Origin of the sequence: Mycobacterium colombiense (assembly GCF_001665835.1) — a bacterium.
Classification (GTDB): domain Bacteria; phylum Actinomycetota; class Actinomycetes; order Mycobacteriales; family Mycobacteriaceae; genus Mycobacterium; species Mycobacterium colombiense_A.
In genome coordinates this window covers 10,706-33,929 of record NZ_LZSX01000103.1, presented here as the reverse complement: position 1 = coordinate 33,929, position 23,224 = coordinate 10,706, and the positions used below count along the sequence as shown (strand labels likewise).

At 68.4% G+C, this 23,224-nt stretch carries 20 protein-coding genes and 1 pseudogene; 6 read left to right on the top strand and 15 right to left on the bottom strand.

Features of this window, described 5'->3' with window-relative positions; genetic code table 11:
- Positions 1–2 precede the first annotated feature (2 nt).
- Positions 3–479, top strand: a complete 477-nt coding sequence (locus tag A5760_RS25020; protein ID WP_419538275.1) for a nuclear transport factor 2 family protein — start codon at positions 3–5, stop codon at positions 477–479.
- 3 nt (positions 480–482) lie between these two features.
- Here A5760_RS25020 and A5760_RS25015 read toward each other — a convergent pair whose 3' ends face one another.
- Both A5760_RS25015 and A5760_RS25010 read right to left on the bottom strand, forming a co-directional pair.
- The gene (locus tag A5760_RS25015) at positions 483–1,142 is read right to left on the bottom strand and encodes a L,D-transpeptidase family protein (RefSeq protein WP_064885895.1); all 660 of its coding nucleotides are present in this window, start codon (positions 1,140–1,142) and stop codon (positions 483–485) included.
- Positions 1,143–1,241: 99 nt separating this feature from the next.
- Positions 1,242–1,919: a phosphatase PAP2 family protein gene (locus A5760_RS25010; protein ID WP_064885876.1), complete on the bottom strand. Its 678-nt coding sequence runs from the start codon at positions 1,917–1,919 to the stop codon at positions 1,242–1,244.
- Positions 1,920–1,999: 80 nt separating this feature from the next.
- Here A5760_RS25010 and A5760_RS25005 point away from each other — a divergent pair, with 80 nt between their 5' ends.
- On the top strand, positions 2,000–2,482 hold the full coding sequence (locus tag A5760_RS25005; RefSeq protein ID WP_064885874.1) for a hypothetical protein: 483 nt from the start codon (positions 2,000–2,002) through the stop codon (positions 2,480–2,482).
- On the opposite strand, the gene A5760_RS25000 is transcribed toward A5760_RS25005, so the two are convergent.
- Complete coding sequence (locus A5760_RS25000) at positions 2,466–2,750, bottom strand: hypothetical protein (protein WP_064885872.1); 285 nt, start codon at positions 2,748–2,750, stop codon at positions 2,466–2,468. The two genes, A5760_RS25005 and A5760_RS25000, sit on opposite strands and share 17 nt — an antisense overlap.
- A 78-nt stretch (positions 2,751–2,828) precedes the next feature.
- On the opposite strand from A5760_RS25000, the gene bluB reads away from it, so the two are divergent.
- The 3 genes from bluB (at position 2,829) to stf0 (ending at position 5,963) form a co-directional block, all read left to right on the top strand.
- Positions 2,829–3,497: a 5,6-dimethylbenzimidazole synthase gene (gene bluB / locus A5760_RS24995; RefSeq protein WP_064885870.1), complete on the top strand. Its 669-nt coding sequence runs from the start codon at positions 2,829–2,831 to the stop codon at positions 3,495–3,497.
- A gap of 68 nt (positions 3,498–3,565) precedes the next feature.
- Positions 3,566–4,993: a sulfatase gene (locus A5760_RS24990; RefSeq protein ID WP_064885868.1), complete on the top strand. Its 1,428-nt coding sequence runs from the start codon at positions 3,566–3,568 to the stop codon at positions 4,991–4,993.
- A gap of 166 nt (positions 4,994–5,159) precedes the next feature.
- The gene (gene stf0, locus A5760_RS24985) at positions 5,160–5,963 is read left to right on the top strand and encodes a trehalose 2-sulfotransferase (protein WP_064885866.1); all 804 of its coding nucleotides are present in this window, start codon (positions 5,160–5,162) and stop codon (positions 5,961–5,963) included.
- On the opposite strand, the gene A5760_RS24980 is transcribed toward stf0, so the two are convergent.
- Positions 5,952–6,737 (bottom strand): trans-aconitate 2-methyltransferase, encoded by a 786-nt coding sequence (locus A5760_RS24980; protein WP_064885864.1) that lies wholly within the window; start codon positions 6,735–6,737, stop codon positions 5,952–5,954. The genes stf0 and A5760_RS24980 overlap by 12 nt on opposite strands.
- A 165-nt stretch (positions 6,738–6,902) precedes the next feature.
- On the opposite strand from A5760_RS24980, the pseudogene A5760_RS24975 reads away from it, so the two are divergent.
- Positions 6,903–8,101: pseudogene (locus A5760_RS24975) on the top strand (alpha/beta hydrolase family protein).
- Here the strand turns inward: A5760_RS24975 and eccE are convergent.
- From eccE to eccA, 11 genes are all read right to left on the bottom strand, one after another.
- The gene (gene eccE / locus A5760_RS24970) at positions 8,091–9,119 is read right to left on the bottom strand and encodes a type VII secretion protein EccE (protein WP_064885860.1); all 1,029 of its coding nucleotides are present in this window, start codon (positions 9,117–9,119) and stop codon (positions 8,091–8,093) included. The pseudogene A5760_RS24975 and the gene eccE overlap by 11 nt on opposite strands.
- Entirely contained in the window at positions 9,116–10,525 is a 1,410-nt protein-coding gene (gene mycP / locus A5760_RS24965) for a type VII secretion-associated serine protease mycosin (RefSeq protein WP_064885858.1), read from the bottom strand. Before mycP ends, eccE begins: the two co-directional genes overlap by 4 nt.
- Complete coding sequence (gene eccD, locus A5760_RS24960) at positions 10,522–11,946, bottom strand: type VII secretion integral membrane protein EccD (RefSeq protein ID WP_155764472.1); 1,425 nt, start codon at positions 11,944–11,946, stop codon at positions 10,522–10,524. The genes mycP and eccD overlap by 4 nt, the downstream gene beginning before the upstream one ends.
- Positions 11,947–12,021: 75 nt before the next feature.
- Positions 12,022–12,909 carry an ESX secretion-associated protein EspG gene (locus tag A5760_RS24955; protein WP_064885854.1) on the bottom strand — a complete coding sequence of 296 codons (888 nt, stop codon included), beginning with the start codon at positions 12,907–12,909 and terminating at the stop codon, positions 12,022–12,024.
- A gap of 11 nt (positions 12,910–12,920) precedes the next feature.
- Positions 12,921–13,211, bottom strand: coding sequence for a WXG100 family type VII secretion target (locus A5760_RS24950; RefSeq protein ID WP_007768835.1), 291 nt, complete (start codon positions 13,209–13,211; stop codon positions 12,921–12,923).
- Between the two features lie 32 nt (positions 13,212–13,243).
- On the bottom strand, positions 13,244–13,537 hold the full coding sequence (gene esxG, locus A5760_RS24945; protein WP_007768837.1) for a type VII secretion system protein EsxG: 294 nt from the start codon (positions 13,535–13,537) through the stop codon (positions 13,244–13,246).
- Positions 13,538–13,600: 63 nt separating this feature from the next.
- Positions 13,601–15,094 (bottom strand): PPE family protein, encoded by a 1,494-nt coding sequence (locus A5760_RS24940; RefSeq protein WP_064885852.1) that lies wholly within the window; start codon positions 15,092–15,094, stop codon positions 13,601–13,603.
- 2 nt (positions 15,095–15,096) lie between these two features.
- Positions 15,097–15,405, bottom strand: coding sequence for a PE family protein (locus tag A5760_RS24935; protein ID WP_064885850.1), 309 nt, complete (start codon positions 15,403–15,405; stop codon positions 15,097–15,099).
- A 43-nt stretch (positions 15,406–15,448) separates the two neighbouring features.
- Positions 15,449–19,441 (bottom strand): type VII secretion protein EccCa, encoded by a 3,993-nt coding sequence (eccCa, locus tag A5760_RS24930; protein WP_064885848.1) that lies wholly within the window; start codon positions 19,439–19,441, stop codon positions 15,449–15,451.
- Entirely contained in the window at positions 19,438–21,051 is a 1,614-nt protein-coding gene (gene eccB / locus A5760_RS24925; RefSeq protein ID WP_064885846.1) for a type VII secretion protein EccB, read from the bottom strand. Before eccB ends, eccCa begins: the two co-directional genes overlap by 4 nt.
- Complete coding sequence (gene eccA, locus A5760_RS24920; RefSeq protein ID WP_064885844.1) at positions 21,048–22,901, bottom strand: type VII secretion AAA-ATPase EccA; 1,854 nt, start codon at positions 22,899–22,901, stop codon at positions 21,048–21,050. The genes eccB and eccA overlap by 4 nt, the downstream gene beginning before the upstream one ends.
- Positions 22,902–23,224: the final 323 nt, after the last annotated feature.

Below are 23,224 nucleotides of genomic sequence, written 5' to 3'. Positions count from 1 at the left end.
TGATGACCCTCGACGATCTCGCCGATATCGAAGCGATCAAGCAAGTCAAATACCGGTATCTGCGCGCGCTGGACACCAAGCATTGGGACGACTTCACCGACACCCTGGCCGAGGACATCAAGGCCGACTACGGGCCGTCGATCGGCAACGAGCTGCACTTCACCAACCGGGCCGACCTGGTGGAGTACATGCGGACATCGCTGCCCGCGAACGTCATCACCGAGCACCGCGTCACGCATCCGGACATCACCGTCGACGGCGACACCGCAACGGGCAGTTGGTATCTGCAGGACCGGGTGATGGTCGCCGACTTCAACTTCATGTTGATCGGCGCGGCCTTCTACCGCGACACCTACCGTCGCACCGATGCCGGCTGGAAGATCAGCGGCACCGGATACGACCGAACCTACGACGCCACAATGTCTTTGGAGGGCCTGAACTTCACCCTCAAACCCGGCCGCGCCATCGCCGCCAACTGACGGCTACTTGGTGATGGCGATGACCGCGCCGGGCCGCAGCCATTTCATGATCGACACCAGCTGAGCGTCGTCGACCGCCACGCAGCCCTCGGTGGGTTTCCCGTCGGTGGTGTGGAAGAAGAACGCGGCTCCCCCACCCGGAGTCTTGTTCTTGTTGACGCCCATCACGACGGCGTGCTTGTACTGCGGGATCTGCAGGTTCTCGCTGTCGCCGGTGTTGAACGGGCACTGCGCCTTCTGGCACACCTGCATGGAGTTGAACGTGGGACTGTGGTCGTCGCCGCTCCACCAGTAGTTGGCACCGGAAACCTGGGTGTACGGCAGCCCGGTACCGGGATTCGGCGCCGTCCCGAACGCGGAATCAAGGCTGTACACGCCCATCGGGGTGGCCGGAACGCCGCTCTTGGCCTGCGGCGCCATGCCCGCCGAACCGACGTGGGTGGGAATGTTGGACCGCAGCGACTGCCAGCCGGTGCCGCTGCGCTGGAAGATCTCCATGGTCGCGTTGGAACCGCCGGTGCTCACCACCGAAACCACCTGGGTCGCATTGCCAACCGCGTTCGCGAACCAGGGAGCGCCGGCGGCGGCACTGATCGGCGCCAGCACCACCGAGGCGAAAATTACGCATGCCGCGGCGCACAGTGAAGTGAGCAGTCGGTGCATGCACTCCATCGTCAAACGTCCACATCCTCAGGGTCAAGTAAAGCTTTAGCCCCAGTTAGGTCACCGCGCCGTGACCAAATGTCCACTGGGACAGCGTTGTTATGGCGCGGTGGCGGTTTCTGACGCGCGCCGCGGGCTGGCGGATGGCCCGACCGAGGGACGAAAAATCAAGAGACACAACAGGAAATACAGGTATCCCAGCGACCAGCCGGCCAGCACGTCGGACGGGTAGTGCACGTTCAGCGCCACCCGGGAGACGCCGACCGCCAGCAGCGACACCGTCACCACCGCGGCCGCGATGCGGCGGATCAACCGGTTCATCATCGGAAAGAGAAAGCACAACACGGCGAGCAGGGCCGCCATCGCCTCCAGCGCATGCCCGGACGGGAACGAGGTGGACGGCGCGGCGACCAGCATGGTCGCCGGACGCGGCCGGTTGACCAGGGCCTTGGCCGCGGCGGTCGCGAATTCGTTGAGCGGCCCGCACGCCAGGACCAGCACCAGCGCGGCCCGCAGATTGCGCATCACCAGGGCCAACACCGTCATCGCAAGGCCCAGCGCGGACATCGGAACCGGGCCCAGCGCATACGACACACCTTCCCAAAACCGCAGCCACAGCGGGTGTTTGAGCGCGACGTCGCGGGCCGCGTTCAGCAACGACCAATCCATCCGGTACAACCAGGTCCAGTGCCGGCAATAGCCCGCCCACATCACCGCGTACACGGCGGCAGCCAACACCGCGAACCACACGGCCACCGCCGTCCTGGGGCGAGTCATAACCAACCGATACCAGCAGCGTCGCCGGTGACACCGTGCGGCCCGCCCCACGGGGCCGCTCGCGCGGTCATACTGTCGATATGGCCGTCTTCGTCCGTAGGTTGTTCGGCATCGGCAAGCTGCCCGACGAGCTGCACGCGCAGCTCGAGTCGGAGGGCCTCACCTACCTCGCCGACTACGTCGCCGTGACCCGGCGATTCAGCGGCACCATCCCCGGCGTGCGGCTGCCGCACAGCGTGGCCAGCTACACCGGCTCGCTGGTCTTCACCTCGGAGCGGGTGCTGGCGACGCTGTCGATGCTGCCCCGGCTGGCCGGCCCGACCGTCAACGTGCGGTGGAATTCGCCGCAGACCGGCGCGGCGCAGGTGGAGATCTCGTCGACCGGACTCCAGGTCGACGTCGACGTGTCCCGGGTCGACGAGAAGTTCAGCGGCGAGCTGTCGCTGCACTACAAGGTCGCCATTCCCGACGATGTGCTCAGCGGCCTGCCCCGGCGGTCGCTGGCGTTCGACATGCCGCCGGACTACGTGTTCCGCGCGGTCGGGGTTACCTATAGTCCCTGATCGTGATGCGCGGCCAGGGCGGCTGCCGCAGCACCGCGAGGCTGCCGATCACCGCGGCCAGCAGGCCGGTGATCACCCCGATCAGCGCGATGCGGCCCGCGTCCACCGCCGGCGTCCAGGAGGCCTGCCCGTCGCGGATGGCGAACACCCCCAGCGGTTTGGTGACCACGATGACGGTGGTGCCGTCCGGGGTCTGATAGGGCTCGCCGTAGTCGCGGCCGGCGGCGGCATCGATGCCCAGCTGATCGAATACATCGGAAGGCTTCACTGAAATCCGCTCCCTTCCCGGGGGTTCACCAGGTGCTCAGGCCTTTGGCAGGCTCCACGCTAACGCGGATTTCCTACGATGGCTGACGTGACCGGTGAGGCATTCAACCCACAAGAGCGGCGGGCCGTTTATCGCGTCATCTACGAACGCCGTGACATGCGCCGATTCGTTCCCGGCGCCGTGGTGGACGAGGCCGTACTGGCGCGCCTGCTGCAGGCCGCGCACGCGGCGCCCAGCGTCGGGTTGATGCAACCGTGGCGCTTCATCCGCATCACCGACGACGTGCTGCGGCGGCGCATTCACGCCTTGGTCGACGAGGAACGCCCGCGTACCGCGGAAGCCCTGGGCGAGCGGGCCGACGAGTTCCTGGCGCTCAAGGTCGAGGGCATCCTCGAGTGTGCGGAGCTGTTCGTGGTGGCGCTGGGCGACGGCCGCGACGCGCACGTGTTCGGCCGGCGGACTCTCCCGCACATGGACCTGGCGTCGGTGTCCTGCGCGATCCAGAACCTGTGGCTGGCGGCCCGGTCTGAGGGCCTCGGCATGGGCTGGGTGTCACTGTTCGACCCGCAACGGCTGGCTGCGCTGCTGGAGATGCCGAACGGCGCCGAACCGGTCGCCATCCTGTGCCTGGGGCCGGTGCCCGAATTCCCCGACCGCCCGGCACTGGAACTGGACGGGTGGGCGGTCGCGCGACCGTTGTCGGAGTTCGTCTGCGAGAACCGATGGGGTCAACTGCCGGCGCCCTGACGCGTCGGCACTCAGGAAGCACCGAGGGAAGTTGCGGTAACGTCGCCGGTCGCAAGGCAATGTGAGAGGTGACGCCATTGACGCCGGGCGACATAGCGGACCAAAAACGGAAAACGGGCCACAAAGACAACGTGCTGATCGTGCACTGGCACGACCTGGGCCGCTATCTCGGCGCCTACGGCCACACCGACGTGTCGAGCCCGCGTCTGGACCGCCTTGCGGCCGAGGGCATCCTGTTCACCCGGGCGCACTCCACAGCGCCGCTGTGCTCGCCGTCCCGCGGATCGCTGTTCACCGGCCGCTACCCGCAGAACAACGGCCTCATCGGCCTGGCCCACCACGGCTGGGAATACCGTGACGGAATCCGCACCCTGCCTCAGCTATTGTCCGAATCGGGCTGGTATTCAGCGCTTTTCGGCATGCAGCACGAGACCTCCTACCCGAAGCGGTTGGGCTTCGACGAGTTCGACGTGTCGAACTCCTACTGCGACTACGTGGCCGAGAGGGCCGACGAGTGGCTGCGGCAAAGCGCCGACGGCCTTGTCGGACAGCCGTTTTTGTTGACTGCCGGCTTTTTCGAGACGCACCGGCCCTATCCGCGGGACCGCTACACGCCGGCCGACAGCGCCGAGGTGGACCTGCCCGCTTACCTGCCCGACACCCCCGAGGTGCGCGGCGACCTCGCCGACTTCTACGGGGCCATCAGCACAGCCGACGCCGCGGTGGGGCGGCTGCTGGACGCGCTGGCCGACACCGGTCTGGACGCCGACACCTGGGTGGTGTTCTTCACCGATCACGGCCCGGCGTTCCCGCGGGCGAAATCCACGCTGTATGACGCCGGCACCGGCATCGGGTTGATCATTCGGCCGCCCACCAACCGGACCGTGACTCCCCGCGTCTACGACGAGCTGTTCAGCGCGGTCGACCTGGTCCCGACGTTGTTGGGGCTGTTGGGAATTGACACCCCGGTCGATGTCGACGGTGTCTCGCACGCACCCGTTCTGCTGGAACCGGATCCCCCGACCGCGCCAGTGCGCGATCACGTCTACACCATGAAGACCTACCACGACTCGTTCGATCCGATCCGCGCGATTCGCACCAAGGACTACAGCTACATCGAGAACTACGTGCCCCGGCCGCTGCTGGATCTGCCGCTGGACATCGAGGAAAGCCCGTCCGGGCTGGCCGTCGCACCGTTCGTCAAGTCGCCGCGGCCCGAACGTGAACTCTACGATCTGCGCGCCGACCCCACCGAGACCACCAACCTGCTGGCCGAAGACGGGGCCGATGCGGACGAGGTCGCGGCCAACCTTGCTGTGCGACTGCATGATTGGCGTCAGCGCACCGGCGACGTCATCCCGTCGGAGTTCGCCGGTACCCGCATCTCCGCGCGGTACACCGAAACGTATCTGCAGATCCATCGGGCCAAGCCGACCCCCCGCTCGGCCATCGCCGCCGACCGCGGCATCGAAGAAGGCAAGCCCACGCAGCGCTAGTGGCGATCGCGAGCGCGGCGGAGCCGGGTGAAGCGGGTCGCCACCATCAGGCCTAGTGGCGATCGCGAGCGCGGCGGAGCCGGGCGAAGCGGGTCGCCTAGTTGCCCTCAGATTGACGTAAAGTCGTCACCGCACCGGCAACCGCGATTCCGGTTAGGCTCATCGGGTGCCCGGTGCCGCGACATCGTATCTGGTACTCGCCACCCAGCGCAGCGGCAGCACGCTGCTGGTGGAGTCGCTGCGCGCGACCGGAATCGCCGGAAACCCAGGGGAATTCTTCGAATACCTACCGGACACCGGGATGCCGCCGCAGCCGCGGGAATGGTTCGCCGGCGTCGAGGACGAGTCGATCCTGCGACTGCTCGATCCGCTGCATCCCGGGACGCCGGAGGACGCGTCGCCGATCGCCTGGCGCGAGCGCATCCGGAGCGCGGGCCGCACGCCCAACGGCGTGTGGGGCGGCAAGCTCATGTGGAACCAGACTCCGCTTCTGGCCCGGCGCGCGGCCGCGCTGCCGGACCGCTCGGGAACCGGCCTGCGCTCGGCGATCCGCGATGTGATCGGCGACGAGCCGCTGTACGTCCACGTCTACCGGCCGGATGTGGTGTCCCAGGCGGTGTCGTTCTGGCGGGCGGCGCAGACTCAGGTCTGGCAGGGTCACGCCGACCCCCAACGCGACTCGCAGGCCTGCTATCACGCCGCGGCGATCGGGCACGTCGTCGAAAACCTGCGATGTCAGGAAAACAGCTGGCGCGCCTGGTTTGCCGAGGAAGACATCACGCCCATCGATATCGCGTATCCGGTGTTGTGGCGCAACCTGTCGGCAACCGTGGCCACCGTCCTCGAAGCGCTGGGCCTGGATGCCGATGCGGCGCCACCGCCGACGCTGCAACGGCAGGCCAACCATCGCTCCGACGAGTGGGTCGAGCGCTACCGCCGGGAGGCGCCGCTGCTGGGGCTACCCAGCTGAGCGGCTCGCGCCCCCCACCTCGGCGACGACGAACACCCGGCGGAACGGGAAGATCGTCGTGCCATCGGACCGGGGCGGGTAGGCGTCCAGCAGCAGCGGGATCAACTCCTCGCGGAACTGCTCCCACGTCTCGTCGTCCAGCCGTTCGCGCACCGGGACCAGCGCCGTGCCGGTGATCCATTCCAGCACCGGATGCTCGCCGGTCAGCTGGTGCAGATAGGTGGTCTCCCAGACGTCGACCTTGCATCCCGCGTCGAGCAGCAGGTTGGCGTAGTGCGCCGGCGGCTGAACCACCGCACCGACCCGAAATGGTATGTCGCGCAGTAACTTTGCGTACGGCTCCCGGCGGGCCAGCGCCCGCACCGCGGCGTAGGACGGCGACTCGAAGTTTCCCGGCATCTGGACGCCGATCCACGATCCGGACGCGAGTTGCCCCGCCCACCGGAGCAGCAGGTCGGCATGCTCGGGCACCCAGTGCAGGGCCGCGTTGCTGACCACCACGTCGGTGTCGGGCTTGGGCTTCCAATCGCGAAGGTCCCCGATGACGGCGTCGATGCCGCGCTCCTTGGCCGCGGCCACCATCTCCGGCGAGCTGTCCATCGCCTCGACCACCGCGTCCGGCCAGCGCCGGGCCAGATATTTCGTCAGGTGGCCGGGGCCGCAACCGAGATCGACGACGCGACGGGCCCGCTCGGCACCCACCCGCGACAACAGGTCGTAGAAGGGGCGGCCGCGATGGTCGGCGAAGGCCAGGTAGACGTCCGGATCCCACATGTCGAATCCTCCCGATCCTCGCGCCGCCGCTAGCGGGCAGATAGCAAACCTATAACTCCCATGGTGCGCCGACGCGGCCCGAACGGTCCCGGGATAACGCCGCGACGACCGGAACCGGTCGAAACGCCCGGGAGACGCCTGCTCGCCGGGCTACCATCGGCGTTCGTGGCGTCCGACTCAGATCCGATCGACCCGCCCATCCCCGTTCCGGACGTCCCCGGCGCCGATCTACCGGCCGGCGCCGGCGGATTACCCCCCACTCGGCGTTGTCGCCCCGCCAGCGAATGGTAGTCGAGGCATCGGCCCTCGGCGATCTGGCCCTGCGGACCTGGGTGGCCTCGCTGCTCGCCACCACGGTGGCGCCGTTCGTGGTCGCCGGCACGCTGCGGCAATCCGATTCCGCCACCGAGCGCGGCAACCTCGACTTCTACGCGGAGTTGGGGGCGGCGAAGGATCCGACGCGGTCCTTCCCGCCGCCCACCGAGTTGCCCCGGGTGACGTCGCGGCGGGCCAGCCCGCTGGCGGAGTGGATCGCGCACGGCACGGTCGACAACATCGCGTTTCCCAGCAGCTTCACCGCCATCAATCCCGCCATGCGCACGCGGTGGGGTGCCTGGGGATCCAACAACACCGTGCGCGCGCAGCACTGGCGCCACGACGACGGGCCCCGTCCCACGCTGTGCGTGATCCATGGCTTCATGGGATCGTCGTACCTGGCCAACGGGCGGTTCTTTTCGTTGCCCTGGTACTACCGGGCCGGCTACGACGTGCTGATGTACACCTTGCCCTTTCACGGCAAGCGGGCCGAAAAGTACTCGCCCTTCAGCGGTTTCGGCTACTTCGCCGGAGGGCTCAGCGGTTTCGCCGAGGCCATGGCCCAGGCCGTGCACGACTTCCGTTCCATCATCGACTATTTGCGTCACACCGGGGTCGACCGCATCGCGCTCACCGGCATCTCGCTGGGCGGTTACACCTCGGCGCTGGTGGCCTCGGCCGAAGATCGGCTGGAGGCCGTGATCCCCAACTGCCCGGTGGTCACCCCGTCGACGTTGTTCGACGAATGGTTCCCGGCCAACAAGCTGGTCCGGCTGGGCCTGCGCCTCTCCGACATCAGCCATGACGACTTGGCGGCCGGGCTGGCGTACCACTGCCCGCTGAACTACCGGCCGCTGGTGCCCCGGGACCGCCGGATGATCATCACCGGGCTCGGCGACCGGATGGCGCCGCCCGACCATGCCGTCAAGCTATGGCAACACTGGGATCGCTGTGCGCTGCACTGGTTTCCGGGTAGTCACGTGATGCACGTGAGCCAGCTGGACTACCTGCGCCGGATGACCGCGTTCCTCCAGGAGGTCATGTTCTGACCACCTCAACGGTGTCGGCGCTCTCGGCGCCGCCACCGGTTCCGCCGCGCGGAGCCCGGTGGGCCGCGCCGGTCTGGGTGGGCCAGTGCAGTTGCGAGAGCAGGTTCTCCGGCGCGGCGGTGTGTCCGTCTAACCGATACGTGGACAACAGGTCCAGTGCGGTCAAGGCGGGCAGGTGGTTTCCGCGTTGCGGGGTCAGCCCGTCCAGCGGCGCCTTGCCGTCCGGGGCGGTCTCGGTCTGGAACGCACAGGCCACCGCGACGGTGGGCCGGCTTTTGTCACCGGCAAGCTCGAGCGCGGTGCAGGTTTCGCGCGCGGTATACGCCCGGATCGCCTCCAACGTCTCGGGCAGCGCATCGTCCACCTGAATCCGGTATGCCGCAAGGTAATCCGAGGCACCACGCTGTACTCCCCGCCACCTCTCGCGGGGGTTGGACGTCAGCAGCCGGGGAACGTCGTCAGCCGCGACGGTGGTGGCTTCCCAACCGATCTCTCGCAGATGATCGGCCAGCCGGCGGCCCGCGACCTGAGCGGTCTGGTGCAACGGGATTCGCGGCGAGCGGGCCTGCAGCGCCGCCAGATTGTCGGGCGCCGATACGGTGAGCCCGATCCAGGTCTCGCGGCGTGACGGGTCGGCGGCGTTGTCGCGACTGGTGATTCGGATCTTGTCCGCCCGGATGCCGTAGCGGTCCAGGTAGCTCGCGATCAGCGGGAGCGGCAGCACGTCGGCGTCGTCCTCCGGTGCGCCGAGGCGAATCAGGGCGGTCGCCGCCGCGTCAGAGGTGGTCGCGGGGACGGCGTTGCCGCGTCCGATCATCGCCAGGCGGCGGCGCAGGATGGTGGTCAAATGCAGACCGCCCCACCAGCCGAACAACACGATCACGACGGCGGCCGCGATGCCCAGCAGCCAGTAGTCGCGCTGCGTTCGCCACGGATAGGCCATCACCGCGGGCACAATGGCCAGCAGCGCCAACGTGATTCGACCGCTCCCGGGAGTCGGTATCCGATGCATGCTCACGGGGTGGAGTCCTTTCGTCGGCGTGCGGCGATTGCGGTGACGGCGCCGGCCAGCGCGACCAGCACGGCCAGTGCGGCGGTGCCGGCCACCGCGACGGTGCGCGGTTTGGTGTCCTTGGGAGCCGGGGCCGGCGGCACGGCCACCGGCTTCACCGATGCCGCGCCGGGTTGGTTACCGGCGGGGAGTTGCCAGGTCAGGGCCGCCACCGGATCCACGCTGCCGGTGCCGACCACGTTCGATGGGTCGCGGGCGCCGTTGTGTGCGGTTGCGGTGATGCGGTGCAGCACCGCGGTGGCGTTCAGGTCGGGATACTTGCTGCGGACCAGCGCCGCGACACCGGCCACATAGCCGGCGGCGTAGCCGGTTCCGCTGAGGGCGGCGAGTTGCTGGTGTTCGTCGGGCAGGCCGTTGGCCAGCCCGCCGGCGTCGGCGTTGCCGATCGACACGATGCGTTCGCCGGGCGCCGCGACTCCCACCCACGGTCCCGACACGGTGAATTTGGACGGCTGGCCGTCCGGAGTCAGCGACGCCGCCGACAACACGTACGGCTGCCACCACGACGGGATGGACACCGACGTGACGCCGGCCCAGTTTCGTGGATCGTTCGGGCGGCTCAGGTCGGTGAGCGGATTGGACTCACACGAGGTTCCGCCGCCGCCCGCTCCGGTCGGCCCGCTGTCCCCGGCGCCGGCCACGATCACCGCGTCCTTGTCCACCGCCGCGTACCGAACGGCGGCGCCGAGGGCGGCCTGGTCGACGGGCCGGTCCACGGGCATGCAGGTGGCCGAGCCGATGTCGATCACCCGGGCACCGAGGTCGGCGGCGTGCACGATCGCCCGGGCCAGCGTCGATACCTCGGCCGACACGCGCGCCATCATCGGATCGCCGCCCGGCGTCCGCGGCGAGAACTTGGCCGACGCCGTCCTGATCGACACCACCCGCGCCGCCGGCGCCACGCCGGAGAACCCGTCGTCGGGCGAGGGCTGGCCGGCGATGACCCCGGCCAGCAGCGTTCCGTGCCCGTCGCAGTCGGTCAGCCCGTCGGTGGTCTCGACGAAATCACCGCCCGGTTCGACGTTGGGCAGCCGCGGACCCGGCCGCACCCCGGTGTCGAGCACCGCCACCAGTTGGCCCTCACCGCGTGAGAATTGCCATGCCGCCGGCAGATTCAGCATCGACTGGCTGGGCGTGATGGCGCCCGGGTCGCTGCCGGGAACGACGCCGGACGTGCTGCAGGGTCCGCGCTGCTCCATCGGCTGCCCGGGCCCCGGCGACCCGCTGGGCGGTGCCGCGGCGGGGTCGACCGTCGGCGGGCTGATCGCGGATGCCGGCGGACTCGTCCACGTCGCGGCGGCGGGCAGCAAAGCCAATACCGCCGCGCAGCAGGCTGATGCCGGCCGAATCATCGATTGAGCACCCAGCTGAACAGGCCGATCACGAACGCCATGACGGGGATCAGCGAAGCGTCGAGTCCGGTCGCGGCGAAGCCCACCAGCCGGCGAACCGGCAGCGAATAGCTCTCCGGCGCAGCGATACCCGGGTTCAGCGCCACCACGATCCACACCGCCACGAGCACCAGCAGCACCAGCACCGCGCCCAGGGCGGCGGCGTAGCGTCCGGTCGAGGTGTAGAGCACCAGCAGCACGCCGGCGGCCAGGAAGGGCTGGGCGAGCAGCCACGCCTTGCACGCGGCCGAGTCCCACACGCGGGCGCGCAGCACGGAGGTCGCAGCGGTGGCCGCCACCACGTACCAGCCCGCACCGCTGAGCGCCTCGGGCCGCAGCGCGATCGCGACCGACCCCAGGACGCTGAGTAGCACCGCGGCGGCGATGAATCCGCTCTGATGCGCGTCGCTGATCCGGACCCGGCGCGGCAGGTCTTCGAGAACCTGCAGTGACGGCGCCGACGGGGTGGGGTCCCCGGGCGCCGGGATGACCGGCAACGGGAAGCGCGCCCACAGTGCGGACAGTTGGGCCGCCTCGATGGTGACGAGCAGCGCCGCCACGATCAGCCCGCATCCGATGGCGATCGGCTTGAGGTGCCAGAGCAATTCGGCGCCGGCGGCCAGCAGCACCCCGGCCCCCACCACCGCGGTCGCGGTGAAGAAGCCGGCGATGCGTTCACGTTCGGCGCTGGGCGCCATCAATGCGATGAGCGACCACGCGGTGACACCGGCCGCGGCCAGCGTCAACTGGGCGGGGCCGAATCTGCCCGGCACGGCCAGCGCGAGTGCGGCGGCGACGGGCGCCAGCGCGGCGATCGAGAGCGCCATTCCGGTGCGCGCCGAGCGCGCGGTGACCAGCAGGCCGACGATCGCGGTCAACGCCGCGACCGCGCTGACGGCGACCAGTCCCAGCAGCGCGCCGGTGGCCACCCGGTAGGTGACCGCCAGCCCGGTGGCCAGGAACGCCACCGCGATTGCCGCGGCCAGGGCGGCACGCTGAATATGCGTTGTGCCCCAAGGCCTGAGCCGGGAGGTCGAGAAAATCATGGCCGCGTCGGCGATGTCCTCGACGATGCCGGGCGCGGCCGGACCGACCGGCACCGCTTGCAGCGCCAGCAGGTCGCCGTCGACGACTCCGACCGTGTCCAGGCTGGCGTCCAGGCTGAACGGCGCGCCACCGATGGGGGCCAGACTCAGCTGGGTTGCCGCGCCGATCTCGGCGGCCCCGCGCCCGGCGGCACCGTCTTCCGAGTCACCGTTGGTCGCGGCGGGGACCACCAGACGCTGGACGGCGGGCAGGATTTCGCGCAGCGGCAGCTCCGCGGGCAAGGCCATTTCCGTCAACCTGCTGTCCGCGAGGATTGCCACGCGGACGATCGGCATGACGGTTCCGGACGTCACCGGACCCTCGAAACGTGTTGTGGCCGTTGCTCGAACATCGTGCTCTCTTCTCTTTTTCTATGAATGTTGGATGGAAAAATCTCGGGCTAACCGGTGTTCGGAGAACCATCCGGCGTCTGGCAGTAGGGCGGTCAGTTGTTCAATCGCGACGGCGATCGCGAATGGTGTACCGGGCGCGAAGGTCGAAACCCACTCGCCGTCGAAGGCGCGGGACGGACTGACCAGCACCCGCCCCTCGCGTGCGTCAACGATGCTCATCCCCACCTCGCTGGTGGAGTGCCGGCCGTCGCGGTGGCAGCCGGCGACGATCTCGACGTAGCTGCGCGGTCCGTTGAACACCGATTCCACCACCCTTCGTGCCGATTGTGGAATACCCAGGTAGTCAAGGACTTCGACGAGCGGAGCGCCCGAACGCAGTCGTTCGTCGGCTCGGGCACCGACCCGCGTCGGCAGGCTGAACTCGTCGAACCGGGCGGGTGGGCGCTGCGCCAGGCCGACGGTGAGCACCGGCACCAGCGCACGCGGATCGTCGATGTCCATGGCGGTGAACGTGATCAGCTGGGCGCTGCGCAACGCGACGACGGTCAGCGACGGCTTGCCGGCCACACCGGTGCGCTGCGCGACGACGCCGCGCAGCAACTCGGCGCCGCCGCCCTCACCGGTGTCCTTGGCGGGACCGACATAACGCAGGTCCAGCCACCGCTGGGGAAAACACACCACCTTGATCCACTCGGCGACCGCGGGGTTGACGAGTCCGCCTTCTGAGACCAGACCCAGTTCGGTCAGCTCAGCCTTCTGACGGTCGAGGAACGCGTTGCGTTCCGCGGCATCACGATAGGGCGAGGTGATGGCCAATACCCAGGGAAAGCTCCCCGCCCCAATCGTTTCCGCGATGAACCAAGCGTGATCGACCGTCAGTTCGACGGCGTTGGGTGATGCGTTCATTCAGCTGAGAACTAACCGCCCCATTTGGCGGCTTCGGCCTGGTCGCGCGCCAGCATCGACATGGTGTTCGCCTCGTGGGTGCTCGCCATCGACTGGTAGGCGCGCACCAGGCTTTCCATCGCCTGGTTCCACTGGGCCTGCCACACCTGGTAGGTCATACCGGTGTCACCCTGCCAGGCGTTGGACAGCGTGGCCTGCTCGCTGGCGATATCGGAACCGAGCCCCTGCATGGTGCCGGCGTAGCCGGACATGTCGGCGGCGTGGCTCAGCATCGCCGGGTAGTTGTACATGATCTGCGACATGACAAGTCCTTTCGCGGTTGCTAGCGGTGTGATCAGAACGCGGTGTAGCCGGATGCGGCGGCGGCGTCCGCGGCCACGTAGGTCCCGGCGGCGTCCCCGAGGTTGGCCTGGGCGATGTCGAGCAGGGTGTTGACCCGCGCGGCGACCTCGACGAACCGTGCGTGCGCGGCCTGGAAGGCGGCCGAGGACTCGCCCTGGTGGAACGCCTGCGCCGACATCGCTTCCTGCTCGGCCTGGCTGATCGTGCTGCGCATCAAGGCCGCCTTGGCGCTGAAGGCCGACTGTGCGGCCACCAACTGCGGAATGTGAGCGTCCAACATACTCATGTTGATTCCTTTCTGTTGCGTCCGTTGGGGTTTCGGTAATTCACGTTCATCTGACTGAGCGCCTTACCCCCCTTTCCCCGGCTCGGTTGAGCCCGTTCCGTTACCGGCCTCGTGCTCCCACGTCCCGGGCACCATTGGCATGCGCGGGCCGCCGCCGAAGTCGTCGTCAGCCAGCTTGGTCAATCCGGCCGCATGAAATGCCTTCTGCCGCTGCGTGGTTCCGGCGAACCCCAGCGCCCCGGCGCCCTGGGCGGACGCGGCGGCCGCGGCCAGCTCCTCCTCGTCGCCGAAGTCGGGCGGCACACCGAAATCGGAGTCCATGTCCGCGAACTCGTCGGCGTGGTCGTGCAGCGCGGCCCGCCGGCGGCGCCGGGCCCGGGACTCGGCCCGGCTCGCCGCTGCGGCGCCGGCCGCCGGGATGGTCGCCGCGGGAGCCTTGGCCCCGCCGCGGCCACCCAGCGTGGGTCCGACGCCGGCGTCCGGGTCACCGCCCATGGCGATCAGATAGGCGAAGTTGCCGGCCGCGGCCGCCGGCGCCGGCGCGGCGGGCGCACCGGAACCCGCGGCGACCGTGGTGGCCGGGGCCCCGGCCGGAGTCGCCACCGTCGGGGCCAGCGCGACCGCCGGCAGCATGGACGGCGGCTTGTTCGATGTCAGTACGGGGGCCACGACCGCGGGGGCGGCATCCGGCGCGGCCTCGACGGGCGTGGTGAGCAGGGAGCTGAGCCCGATGCCCAGCAGCAGCGGGATCAGGAGCGGTGCGGTGAGGATCGCGCCCCAGGTCGGCCACCCGACCGCGTTGAAAAACACTTGGTAGGCGACGAAGAACAGCAGCGGTCCGTTGGCGGCCAGGAACGCAGGCAGATTCGAGAAGAAGTTCTGCATCATCTGCTGGATGTTCTGGAAGAAGTCCTGGAAGAACTTGGACAGCTGCTGGATGAAGTTCTGCCACCAATCCCCGGTGCTGTTCTGCGTGGCGTTGGACGCGAGGCTGTTGGCTTGGCCGCCGGGATTCACGATGGTAGGCGCCGCCATGGTGCGCGGCGCCGCGGCCAGGGCCGAGCCCGACACGGCCTGGTAGGTGCCCATGGTGGTGGCGGCCTGGACCCACATCCGCGCGTAGTCGGCCTCGTTGACCGCGATCGGAATGGTATTGATGCCAAAGAAATTCGTCCCCACCAACACCCCGTGCACGGTGTGATTGGTGGCCAGTTCCACCAGCGTCGGCATGGCCGCCAGTGCGGCCGTATAGGCGGTCGCCGCGACCTCCTGCTGCGCGGCGGCACCCGCGCTGTCGACACTGGCCTGCTGCAGCCACGCCAGGTACGGCAGGTGGGCCGCCACGTACTGCTCGGCGCTCGGCCCCTCCCAGGCCCCGGCCTGGGCCTCCCCCAACAGCCCACTGAGTTCGGCTGCCGCCGAGGCGTATTGGGTGCTCAACGAGGTCCACGCGCCGGCGGCCGCCAACAGCGGCCCCGGGCCCGGACCGGCGCTGAGCAACGCCGAATGCACCTCGGGTGGCGAAGCCATCCAGATGGGTCCGAAGGGGGATGTCATCGTCAGGCGCCCGCGATTCCGAACGTCGCCGCGGCCGCGGTGTCACCCGCGAGATAGCTTGCGCCGGCCTGTCCGACGCCGACGCCGGCGCGGCCAAGCTCTTCGACGCCCTGGGCGGCCACGGCGGAGTGCTCCTGGCCCTGGGCGCTGAATCCGACCGCCGTTTGCAGCGATACCGGATCGACCGCCGGCGGCACCACCGCGGTGATCGCCGGAGCCGCCGCCGCATGCGCGGCCGCCAGCCGTGCCGTCAGGGCCTCCACCGCCGCGCTGGTCGCGGCCAGACCTTCGGGAACCACTCGTAAGGTCATGGTTACTCCTTTCCTGGTCCTTCTCTTCGGACTTGGATAAACATCAGTGGGCGAAACCGTCTGTAGCGCCCTCTATCACGGACTCCCCGACCAACGGGTTGACCAACTGCACGTACGTCGGAGCGTCGCTGTCGCCCAGCAGGATCGCCCGCCCGGCAGGCAACCGGCCGAACCGCTGACCGCGGATCTTGCCGCTGTCCTGCGGGTTACCCGCGAGCATCAACGTGGTCGCCTGCAGGTCGTTGAACCGGCGCAGCAGCGGGTTGGTCATCAACGCGTGCCCCGAGCCGGTGGCACGTGCCGTGACGATCACCCGCAGGCCCAAATCGGCCGCCTGCGAGAGCAATCCGATCAGCGCGGTCCACGGCCGCTGCCCCACGTAGGGGCCGCTCATCGCCGGCGAATCCGGTATCTGGTCGACGTCGTCGATGATCAGATAGTGGGTGTGGCCCGCGTAGCGCCAGTGGGCCAGCTCGCCGGGTGACAATCCGGCCGGTGGCCGACGCGATTCGATGAGGTTGGCCAGCCCCAGCATCGCCGGGATGATGCGGTCGATGTTGGCGGTGTACTCATTGTCGGCGAACAGCGGCTCGTCGACGAGGTGCAGCCGCCGGTCCAGCACCGTGAAGGCCACCTGGTCGGGCGTGGAGTGCTCCCGCACCGTGCGAATGAGATGGCGCAGCAGCGTGGTCTTCCCGGACTTGCTGTCGCCGAACACCATCAGCAGCGGGTTCTCGGCGAAGTTGACCACCACCGGCGCGAGGTCCTCCTCGCGCTGGCCGATGACAACCTGCTCCGGCCCGCGATACAGCGACCCGACCGCTTCCGGCACCAGGTTGGTCGGCAGCAGCCGCACCGGCGGCGCGGTGACGCCGGGGTAGCGCGCATTGAGCGCCGCGACCTGGTCCAGCTCGGGGGCGGCGAACAGGAAATGCTCTGCGGCCATGGTCAATCCGCGTCCCGGCTGGTCGTGCGGCACCGCCTCGGCGGGGCGGCGCAGGGCGCCGACCACCCGCACGTTGCTGTCCCGGGGGTCGTGCAGCTTGAGCTCGAGCCGCAATCCGAGGCCGTCGCGCATGGCCAGCGGAACCTCGAGCCAGCTGGGGGTGGTGATGACGACGTGAATGCCGTACGCGAGACCGATGTTGACCAGCTCGCTGACCCTGGCCAGCAACGGGTTTCGAGTGTTGAACTGGTCGGTGTTGTCCCGGCCGAACGCATACAGGTTGTCGATGACCAGGAACACCTCGCCGAACCCGTCGTCGGGGGCCGCACCGTGCTTGTCCCGGAACGCCTCTCGGCGCTGCCGCGACAGCAGGAGTTGCTCGAGTTCGCCGAAGGTGCGCCGGATGCGTTCGGGCTCCAGCGCCGAGGCCACGCTGCCGACGTGCGCCAGGTCTTCGAGCGCGCGCAGCTTGCCGCCACCGTAGTCCAGGCAGTAGAAGGTGACCTCGCGCGGCGAGTGCAGGTTGGCCGCCGACAGGATGAACGTCTGCAGCGCGGTCGACTTGCCAGATTTCGGGCCACCGTGGATGACCATGTTTCCGGCCGACGAGGCGGCGTCGAACACCAGCGGATCGCGGCGCATCTCGAACGGCTTGTCGATCTCGCCGAGCGGCCACTGCCACTGCCGGGGCGGCACGCCGGCGCGGGCCAGCATGGCGGTCAACGGGATCGGCTCGTCCAGCGGCGGCAGCCAGAGCCGCGGCGCCCGCGGCCCGTAGCCTGCCAGCTGGTCGCCGATGGTGGCGATCAGCTTGCGCGGCGGCCCGGTGAATTCGTCTTCCTCGGGGGCGGTGATCACGGTGTCCTGATCCGGTTCGACGCGCCCGGCCGTGAACAGCTTCGGCTCCGGGATAGACGGCACGACAAAGGATTTGGTCTTCTGCGGCGGATCGTAGATGCCGTCGACATAGGTGCTGCGGAACTTGATCGGCGTCGCACCCGGGGCGGGCACCAAGAAGCCCACGCCCTTGTGCTCCTTGCCGGACTCGATGTGGTAGGCGTCCTCCACACCGATGATCTGGCGGGAAACGCTGGGGCTGGCCACCTTCAAGCCGATGCGGTAGGAGGTGTTCTTGTCGATGTCCTTGATCTTGCCGACGTCCAGCGTCTGCGACGCGAACAGGATGTGGATGCGGAACGACCGGCCTTTACGCGCAACGTAATCGAACAGCTCCGCGTATTCGGGGTGGTCGGCCAGCATCAGGGTGAACTCGTCGGCCACCACGAACAGCGTCGGAATCGGCGCCAGGTCGTGTCCGGCGGCGATCGCGGCCTCGTACTCCACCACCGAGTTGAACGCGCTGCCCTGGACCTGGCGGCCCGCTTCCCGCAGCAGCGTCTCCCGACGAGCCACCTCGCCGCGCAGCGTGTCGGCGAAGCGGTCGGCCAGCGACTTCTTCTCGGCCATGTTGGAGATGACGGCGACGACTTGCGGGAAGTGACGGAAGCTGTCGGCGCCGGCCTCTCCCTTGAAGTCGGCGTAGATGACGATCAACCGATCGGCCGAATGAGTCGTCAACAGCGACAACAGGATCGACATCAGGGTCTGGGACTTACCCGAACCCGTCATACCGATCATCAGCCCGTGCGGGCCCATGCCGCCCTCGGCTTCGTCCTTCAGGTCGAACATCAGTGGCTCACCGGTCGCGGTGACGCCGATCGGTATACGCAGCTCGTCCTCGCGGCGGCGCGGCGCCCACAGCGTCGGCACGTCCAGTTGAGAGGCATCCGAAATGCCCAGCATCGTGGTGAACGTGGCACCGCGGGTGGCCGCGGAGCGCAGCCCGGTGTGGGTCGGGTTGGAGTCCCAACGTGCCAACTGGCGCGCCAGATGCGCGGCCTCGTCGGCGCCGAATTGGTCGGCGTTGTCGATGTAGGGCTGCCAGCCACCGGTCTGCCAGCGCTCGATGGCGACCGCTCGGCTGCCCTCGCCGTCCCGCCCGGAGACGCGCAGGATCGGCTTTTCCGGATCCGAATACTGCTCGCGGTTCGGCACCGTGGTGCTGCGCTGCACGACGGTGACACCCGCCCGGCCCAGCGCCAGTGTCGACGCGTTGAGGTCGTAGTCGGGGTCGTCGATGACGATCAGCAGGTGACGCAGCGCATCGGGGGGCTCGCCGGTGAACGCCGGACGGTCGACGAGCGCCGAACCCAGCCCGGCGACCAGGTCGTCGACGTTGGTCGACATGTTGCGGGCCGGCCCGACCCCGTCGAGCTCACCCGGAACGTCGATGTGCGGCAACCACTTCAGCCAGGACCAGTCCGGGCTCTCCAGATTCGGGGTGACCAGCGCGACCCCGAGCACGGTGGGGTCGTGCCAGGTCACCGCCTGAGCGACCCAGGCGCGCAGCGCCGCCCGCGCCTCGTCCTCCGCACCCAGCACGGTGATCCGGGAAACCTTGGTCAGGTCGATCCCGGTCGGCACGTCGCGCACGGTGCGGTGGGTGTCGAGCAGGCTGCGTAATGCACTGTGCGACACCGGCTCCAGGTCGATTTCGTCCGCGGTGTCGTTGACCCGCAGGGTAGTGGCCAGTGGCACGTGATGCCGACCGGCCCGCAGCACCAGGAAGTCGGGGTCGTGCGGGTCACGCTCCCACTGGCGGCGCGATCCCGGCATGGTCGCCAGCGCGGACGGCTCCGGGTGGGACCACTGCGCCGCGGCGCGCTGCGCGGTGGCCTGGGTGCGGATGTTGTCCCGGACCACCGACAGGTAGCGCAGGTAGTCGGCGCGTTCGGCGTCGACCTCCTCGGTGCGTGTCTTGTTGTCGTTGCCGCGATACATGGCGGTCGCGGCGAGCAACAGCACGAACGGGAAGAACAGCGTCTGCGGAGAGATCAGCCGCATCCCGGTGGCGAACAGGGCGACGATCATGCCGACGATCAGGATCACCAGCACGTAGGGCATCGCGCGACGCAGGAACGACGGCGGAATTACCCGGGGCAACTCGGGTGGCGCCTCGATGGCGATGGTGCCCTTGCGGGTCACCGGCGGCGCCAGGCGGCGGCGCGTTTCGAAGATCAGTCGGCTCATCGGGGGGCTCCCTCGGCAGATGCCACACGACCGGGCTTCTGATCGGGCGTCAACCCGTCATGAGCCAGCAGCGCGTCGGCGCGCGATAACGTCGGACCATTCGCGAACAGCGACAGCACCGACCACGGAACGGGGACCGGAGATCCGTTAAGACCAAGGGCCTCAACCGTTTTGCCGTGTCCGGCGGCGGAGTGCTCCGACTCGTTGTCGATGCCGTAGCGGACACCGGTGTCAGAGACCCAGAACAACGACCCGGTGCCCGGCGAGTCCGGGCCGCCCCCGACGGTCTGGGTGAAGTAGCCGGTGCCAGGCGCCAGAGCGACGCGGGTGGCCGTCGTCGCGGCGCCGCCGCCCACCAGGTCGACGGTGCGGATCGATTCGGCGATCGGCAGCGCGGAGCCCGACATCAGGTGCAGCGAGCTGGTCGCTGCCCCGGCGGGCTTGCTCCAATAGGCGCACGCGACAGGCGATTTGGCCGCGTCGACCACGCTGACCTGCTGATCCGGATACCGCGCGGTGTCCAGCATCCGCGACACGGGCAGCTTGGCCACCGCGTCGGCACCCAGCCGCGGCGGTTGGTCCAGCCCATAGGAATTGGTGTTGCGCAGGATCGCGGCCAGCACCGGTGAGATCTGCTGCAGACCGTCGGGCATCACGGCGTAGTAGCGCGGTGCACCCGAGGAACTCTGCTCCAGGGCGTAGGAGACCACCACCGCGCCGATCGGGCCGGGCACGCTGAACGGGGCCGGGGCACCGGCGTTCGGGATGCCGGGCGCCGTCAATGGCGGCCCCTCCGGGATCGCGTTGAACAGGCCCAGCGCGATGGGCCGGGGCGCGGGCACCTCGGAGTTGTTCCGCCCCAAGCCAAGCGCGTTCGTGATCGCGTGGTCGGTCAGGTTGATCTGCGAACGCCTGCCGTCCCACAGCAGCCAGGTGCTGCCGTCCCGGTCGACGAGGATCGCCTGCTGCGACGCGAGCGACGCCGCGCGTGCACCGCTGCTATCCGGCTGGCCCGCGATCACCGTGACGCCGGTGCTGTGGGCGGCGTGCCCACCCTGGGCCGGCTCGCTGACGGCGTCGCACACGGTCCAATTCGCGTCGTGCGAGGGGTTTTGCACCATGCGCTCCGGCGCACCCGGGATGCCGATCAGGTTGCCGCGCGGAAAGCGGTCCAGCTCACTGCTTTTCACCATGGTGGGATCGACAGCGTGGCCGGTGATCAGCCGGGCGGAGGTCAGGTTGAGCACCGGGTGCAGGTCGTCACCGACACGGACGTACAGCGCGGCGGTCGAGCGGTCGGCCAGCACGGCGTTGGTACCCACCGTGCCGCTGGGCCGGATCAGCGAGAACACAAAACAACCTGCCAGACCGGTGACCAGCAGGACCACGCCCATGGCCACCGCGCGCGACTGCGTGCGCAGCGGGTCGACCAGCATCCTGGTGTCGTGCAAGGCGATACCGGAGGCGATCCGGCGCATCACGAACCGCCAGCCGGTCACCTGGTGGCGGGTGACGAAACCGCGCCGGTACTCGACCTGGTCGGGGTTGTCGTTGACCGGCGTGCGAGAGGTGAACGAACGGCGTTCGTCGGGCTCGTTGTTGGGGGTCATGCCGGCACCGACAGGCCGAGGCCTTGCAGCAGGGGCTCCACCGAATTGCGGACGTCCTCAGCGGTGATGGTGACCAGCTCCTCATCGGTGAACTCGCCGGTTTGAGCGTGCTCGGAGTGATCCAATCGGAATTCGCGTTCCTCTTCGGACTTTTCGACCACGTTACGAACGAATCGGCCGTTACCGGCGATATCGAGGCCTCGGCGTTCCACCCCGGCTGCATCCGCTTTTGACACTTCGGCCAGATGCGAAAACAACGCCTCGAGATCATCGAGCGCGGACTCGTCGAATGCGCTGTCGCGCTTGGCGGCCATGAAGTTCGCGATCTCGATCAGCTCAGGCGACTTGTACGACGGGAAGTCGATGCTGCGGGTGAACCGCGACCGCAGACCCTGGTTCGTGTCGAGGAACCGATCCAGGTCCGCGCGGTATCCCGCGACGATCACCACAAGCCGATCTCGGTCGTTCTCCATCCTGGCCAGCAGAGTGTCGATGGCCACCAGGCCGAAGTCGTTCTTGGCACCGGTCGCCACCAGCGAATAGGCCTCGTCGAGGAACAACACGCCGTCAAGTGCGCTGTCGATGATCGCGTTGGTCTTGGCCTCGGTCTCACCGATGTGCTGGCCGATCAGGTCGGCCCGGTGCACCTCCTTGATGTTTTCCCGCTTCAAAAGGCCGAGGCCGCAATAGATTTTGGCGACCACCCGCGCGATGGTGGTCTTTCCGGTCCCGGGTGGGCCGGTGAATACCAGGTGGTGGGTACGCTGAGCCACCTCGAGCCCGCGCTGCTTACGCACCAGCTCCATGGCGACCGCGCTCTTGAGTCGGGCCACCTGGTCTTTGACTTTGTCCAAGCCGATGAATTCGTCGAGCTCACGTTCGGCCTCTGCCAGCAGTATGCGCTTGCGCTCCTGGGCTTCTGGGTCGACGAAATCGCCGGGACCGGGCTCCGTTTCCGGATCCCACGGGTCGGTGCGGGCCTCGATGCGGCCGGCGGTCGTGGTAACAATCCCAAAACTGGTGTCGGACAACGCGTGTTCGACCTGTTCGTTTTCGGGATGGGCGGCGTACAGATCCTGCAGAACTTCGCTTGCCGAGTCCTCGTCGACGTGCGCACGCAAAACGAGCGCTTTGGCCAGGGTGCCGTCGAGCTCTGCCACCGCGACGGGACCCTCGGGTTCCTCGAGATAGGACAACGCCGGGGCAAACATGCCGAGGCGGGCGAGCGCGATGCCCAGCGTGATTTTGGCCGCGTGCGAGAACGCGGCGTCGAGATCTTGGTCGTTGACGACCGTGGTCAGCAGCTTGACGACGTCCGACCAGCGCTCGGCACGGTAATTGATGACGACGGCCACCCAGCGCGCCTCGCGCCAGTTCGGGCGGCTCGCGGTGAGGCGACCAACGATTTCGTCGGCCTCAGCAAATCGTCCGCCCGCCGCCAGGCCCGCAGCGTAGGCGAGGTGAAATTCATCGGTGCTGGAAGCGTGAAACTGCAGATACAGCCCGGAGTCGTAGCGGAAGCCCACCGTGCCGGGCGTCAGCTCCACCTGTCGCTGCAACACGCCGGACGTGGCCGCGGTGCGCGAAACAGCCTCCAGCACCCGAAAGGACGTGTCGCCCGCAGCGGCCAGCCCCGTCCAGGCATCGCATTGGTCATGAGCGAGCCGGGTCAGCGCGGTGAAACCGGAGCGAGCTGCGGTCAGATCGGCCGGGCGCTGACGCTGGTAGACCGCAATGCCGAGCGCGCGGCAACAGGTGGCGAACCGGCTGACGATATCGCCGTCAACCCTGGCATCGACCCGAGTATTAACCGGCTGGGCAGTCAGCATGCCGACATCACCGCGTTCCACGGCCGCTGGTTCTCATATACATAGCCTCCCCTAACCTAACCCGCCTGAAGTTAGCATTGCATAAGCTAACTGTCGAGCCGTTCAAGCCCTTCCGGCTCACCACAGTTCTGCCCTTCTTTTACCGCTGATGAGGGTTTTTTGGTAGCAATTCGCCGCACTTTCGGCATACTCGCAGCCGTGGACCCGACAGACTCACAGCGAGACGTTACCTTACTGACAATCATTGTCATTATCAATACTGCGCGGGGTTGCACCAAGGCACGTTGGCCGACCCCGCCGCCGCGCCCGCGTCGAACCCTCGGGGTAGGCCCATCCAACGCCGG

Coding starts and splice junctions, on each gene's coding strand:
- A5760_RS25010 (WP_064885876.1), bottom strand. CDS start 1,919: ATGACTCGCCCCAGGACGGCGGTGGCCGTGTGGTTCGCGGTGTTGGCT.
- A5760_RS25015 (WP_064885895.1), bottom strand. CDS start 1,142: ATGCACCGACTGCTCACTTCACTGTGCGCCGCGGCATGCGTAATTTTC.
- A5760_RS24955 (WP_064885854.1), bottom strand. CDS start 12,909: ATGAACGCATCACCCAACGCCGTCGAACTGACGGTCGATCACGCTTGG.
- bluB (WP_064885870.1), top strand. CDS start 2,829: ATGGCTGACGTGACCGGTGAGGCATTCAACCCACAAGAGCGGCGGGCC.
- A5760_RS24935 (WP_064885850.1), bottom strand. CDS start 15,405: ATGACCTTACGAGTGGTTCCCGAAGGTCTGGCCGCGACCAGCGCGGCG.
- eccD (WP_155764472.1), bottom strand. CDS start 11,946: ATGCCGATCGTCCGCGTGGCAATCCTCGCGGACAGCAGGTTGACGGAA.
- esxG (WP_007768837.1), bottom strand. CDS start 13,537: ATGAGTATGTTGGACGCTCACATTCCGCAGTTGGTGGCCGCACAGTCG.
- A5760_RS24950 (WP_007768835.1), bottom strand. CDS start 13,211: ATGTCGCAGATCATGTACAACTACCCGGCGATGCTGAGCCACGCCGCC.
- A5760_RS25005 (WP_064885874.1), top strand. CDS start 2,000: ATGGCCGTCTTCGTCCGTAGGTTGTTCGGCATCGGCAAGCTGCCCGAC.
- A5760_RS25020 (WP_419538275.1), top strand. CDS start 3: ATGACCCTCGACGATCTCGCCGATATCGAAGCGATCAAGCAAGTCAAA.
- A5760_RS24980 (WP_064885864.1), bottom strand. CDS start 6,737: ATGTGGGATCCGGACGTCTACCTGGCCTTCGCCGACCATCGCGGCCGC.
- eccCa (WP_064885848.1), bottom strand. CDS start 19,441: ATGAGCCGACTGATCTTCGAAACGCGCCGCCGCCTGGCGCCGCCGGTG.
- eccB (WP_064885846.1), bottom strand. CDS start 21,051: ATGACCCCCAACAACGAGCCCGACGAACGCCGTTCGTTCACCTCTCGC.
- mycP (WP_064885858.1), bottom strand. CDS start 10,525: ATGATTCGGCCGGCATCAGCCTGCTGCGCGGCGGTATTGGCTTTGCTG.
- A5760_RS24940 (WP_064885852.1), bottom strand. CDS start 15,094: ATGACATCCCCCTTCGGACCCATCTGGATGGCTTCGCCACCCGAGGTG.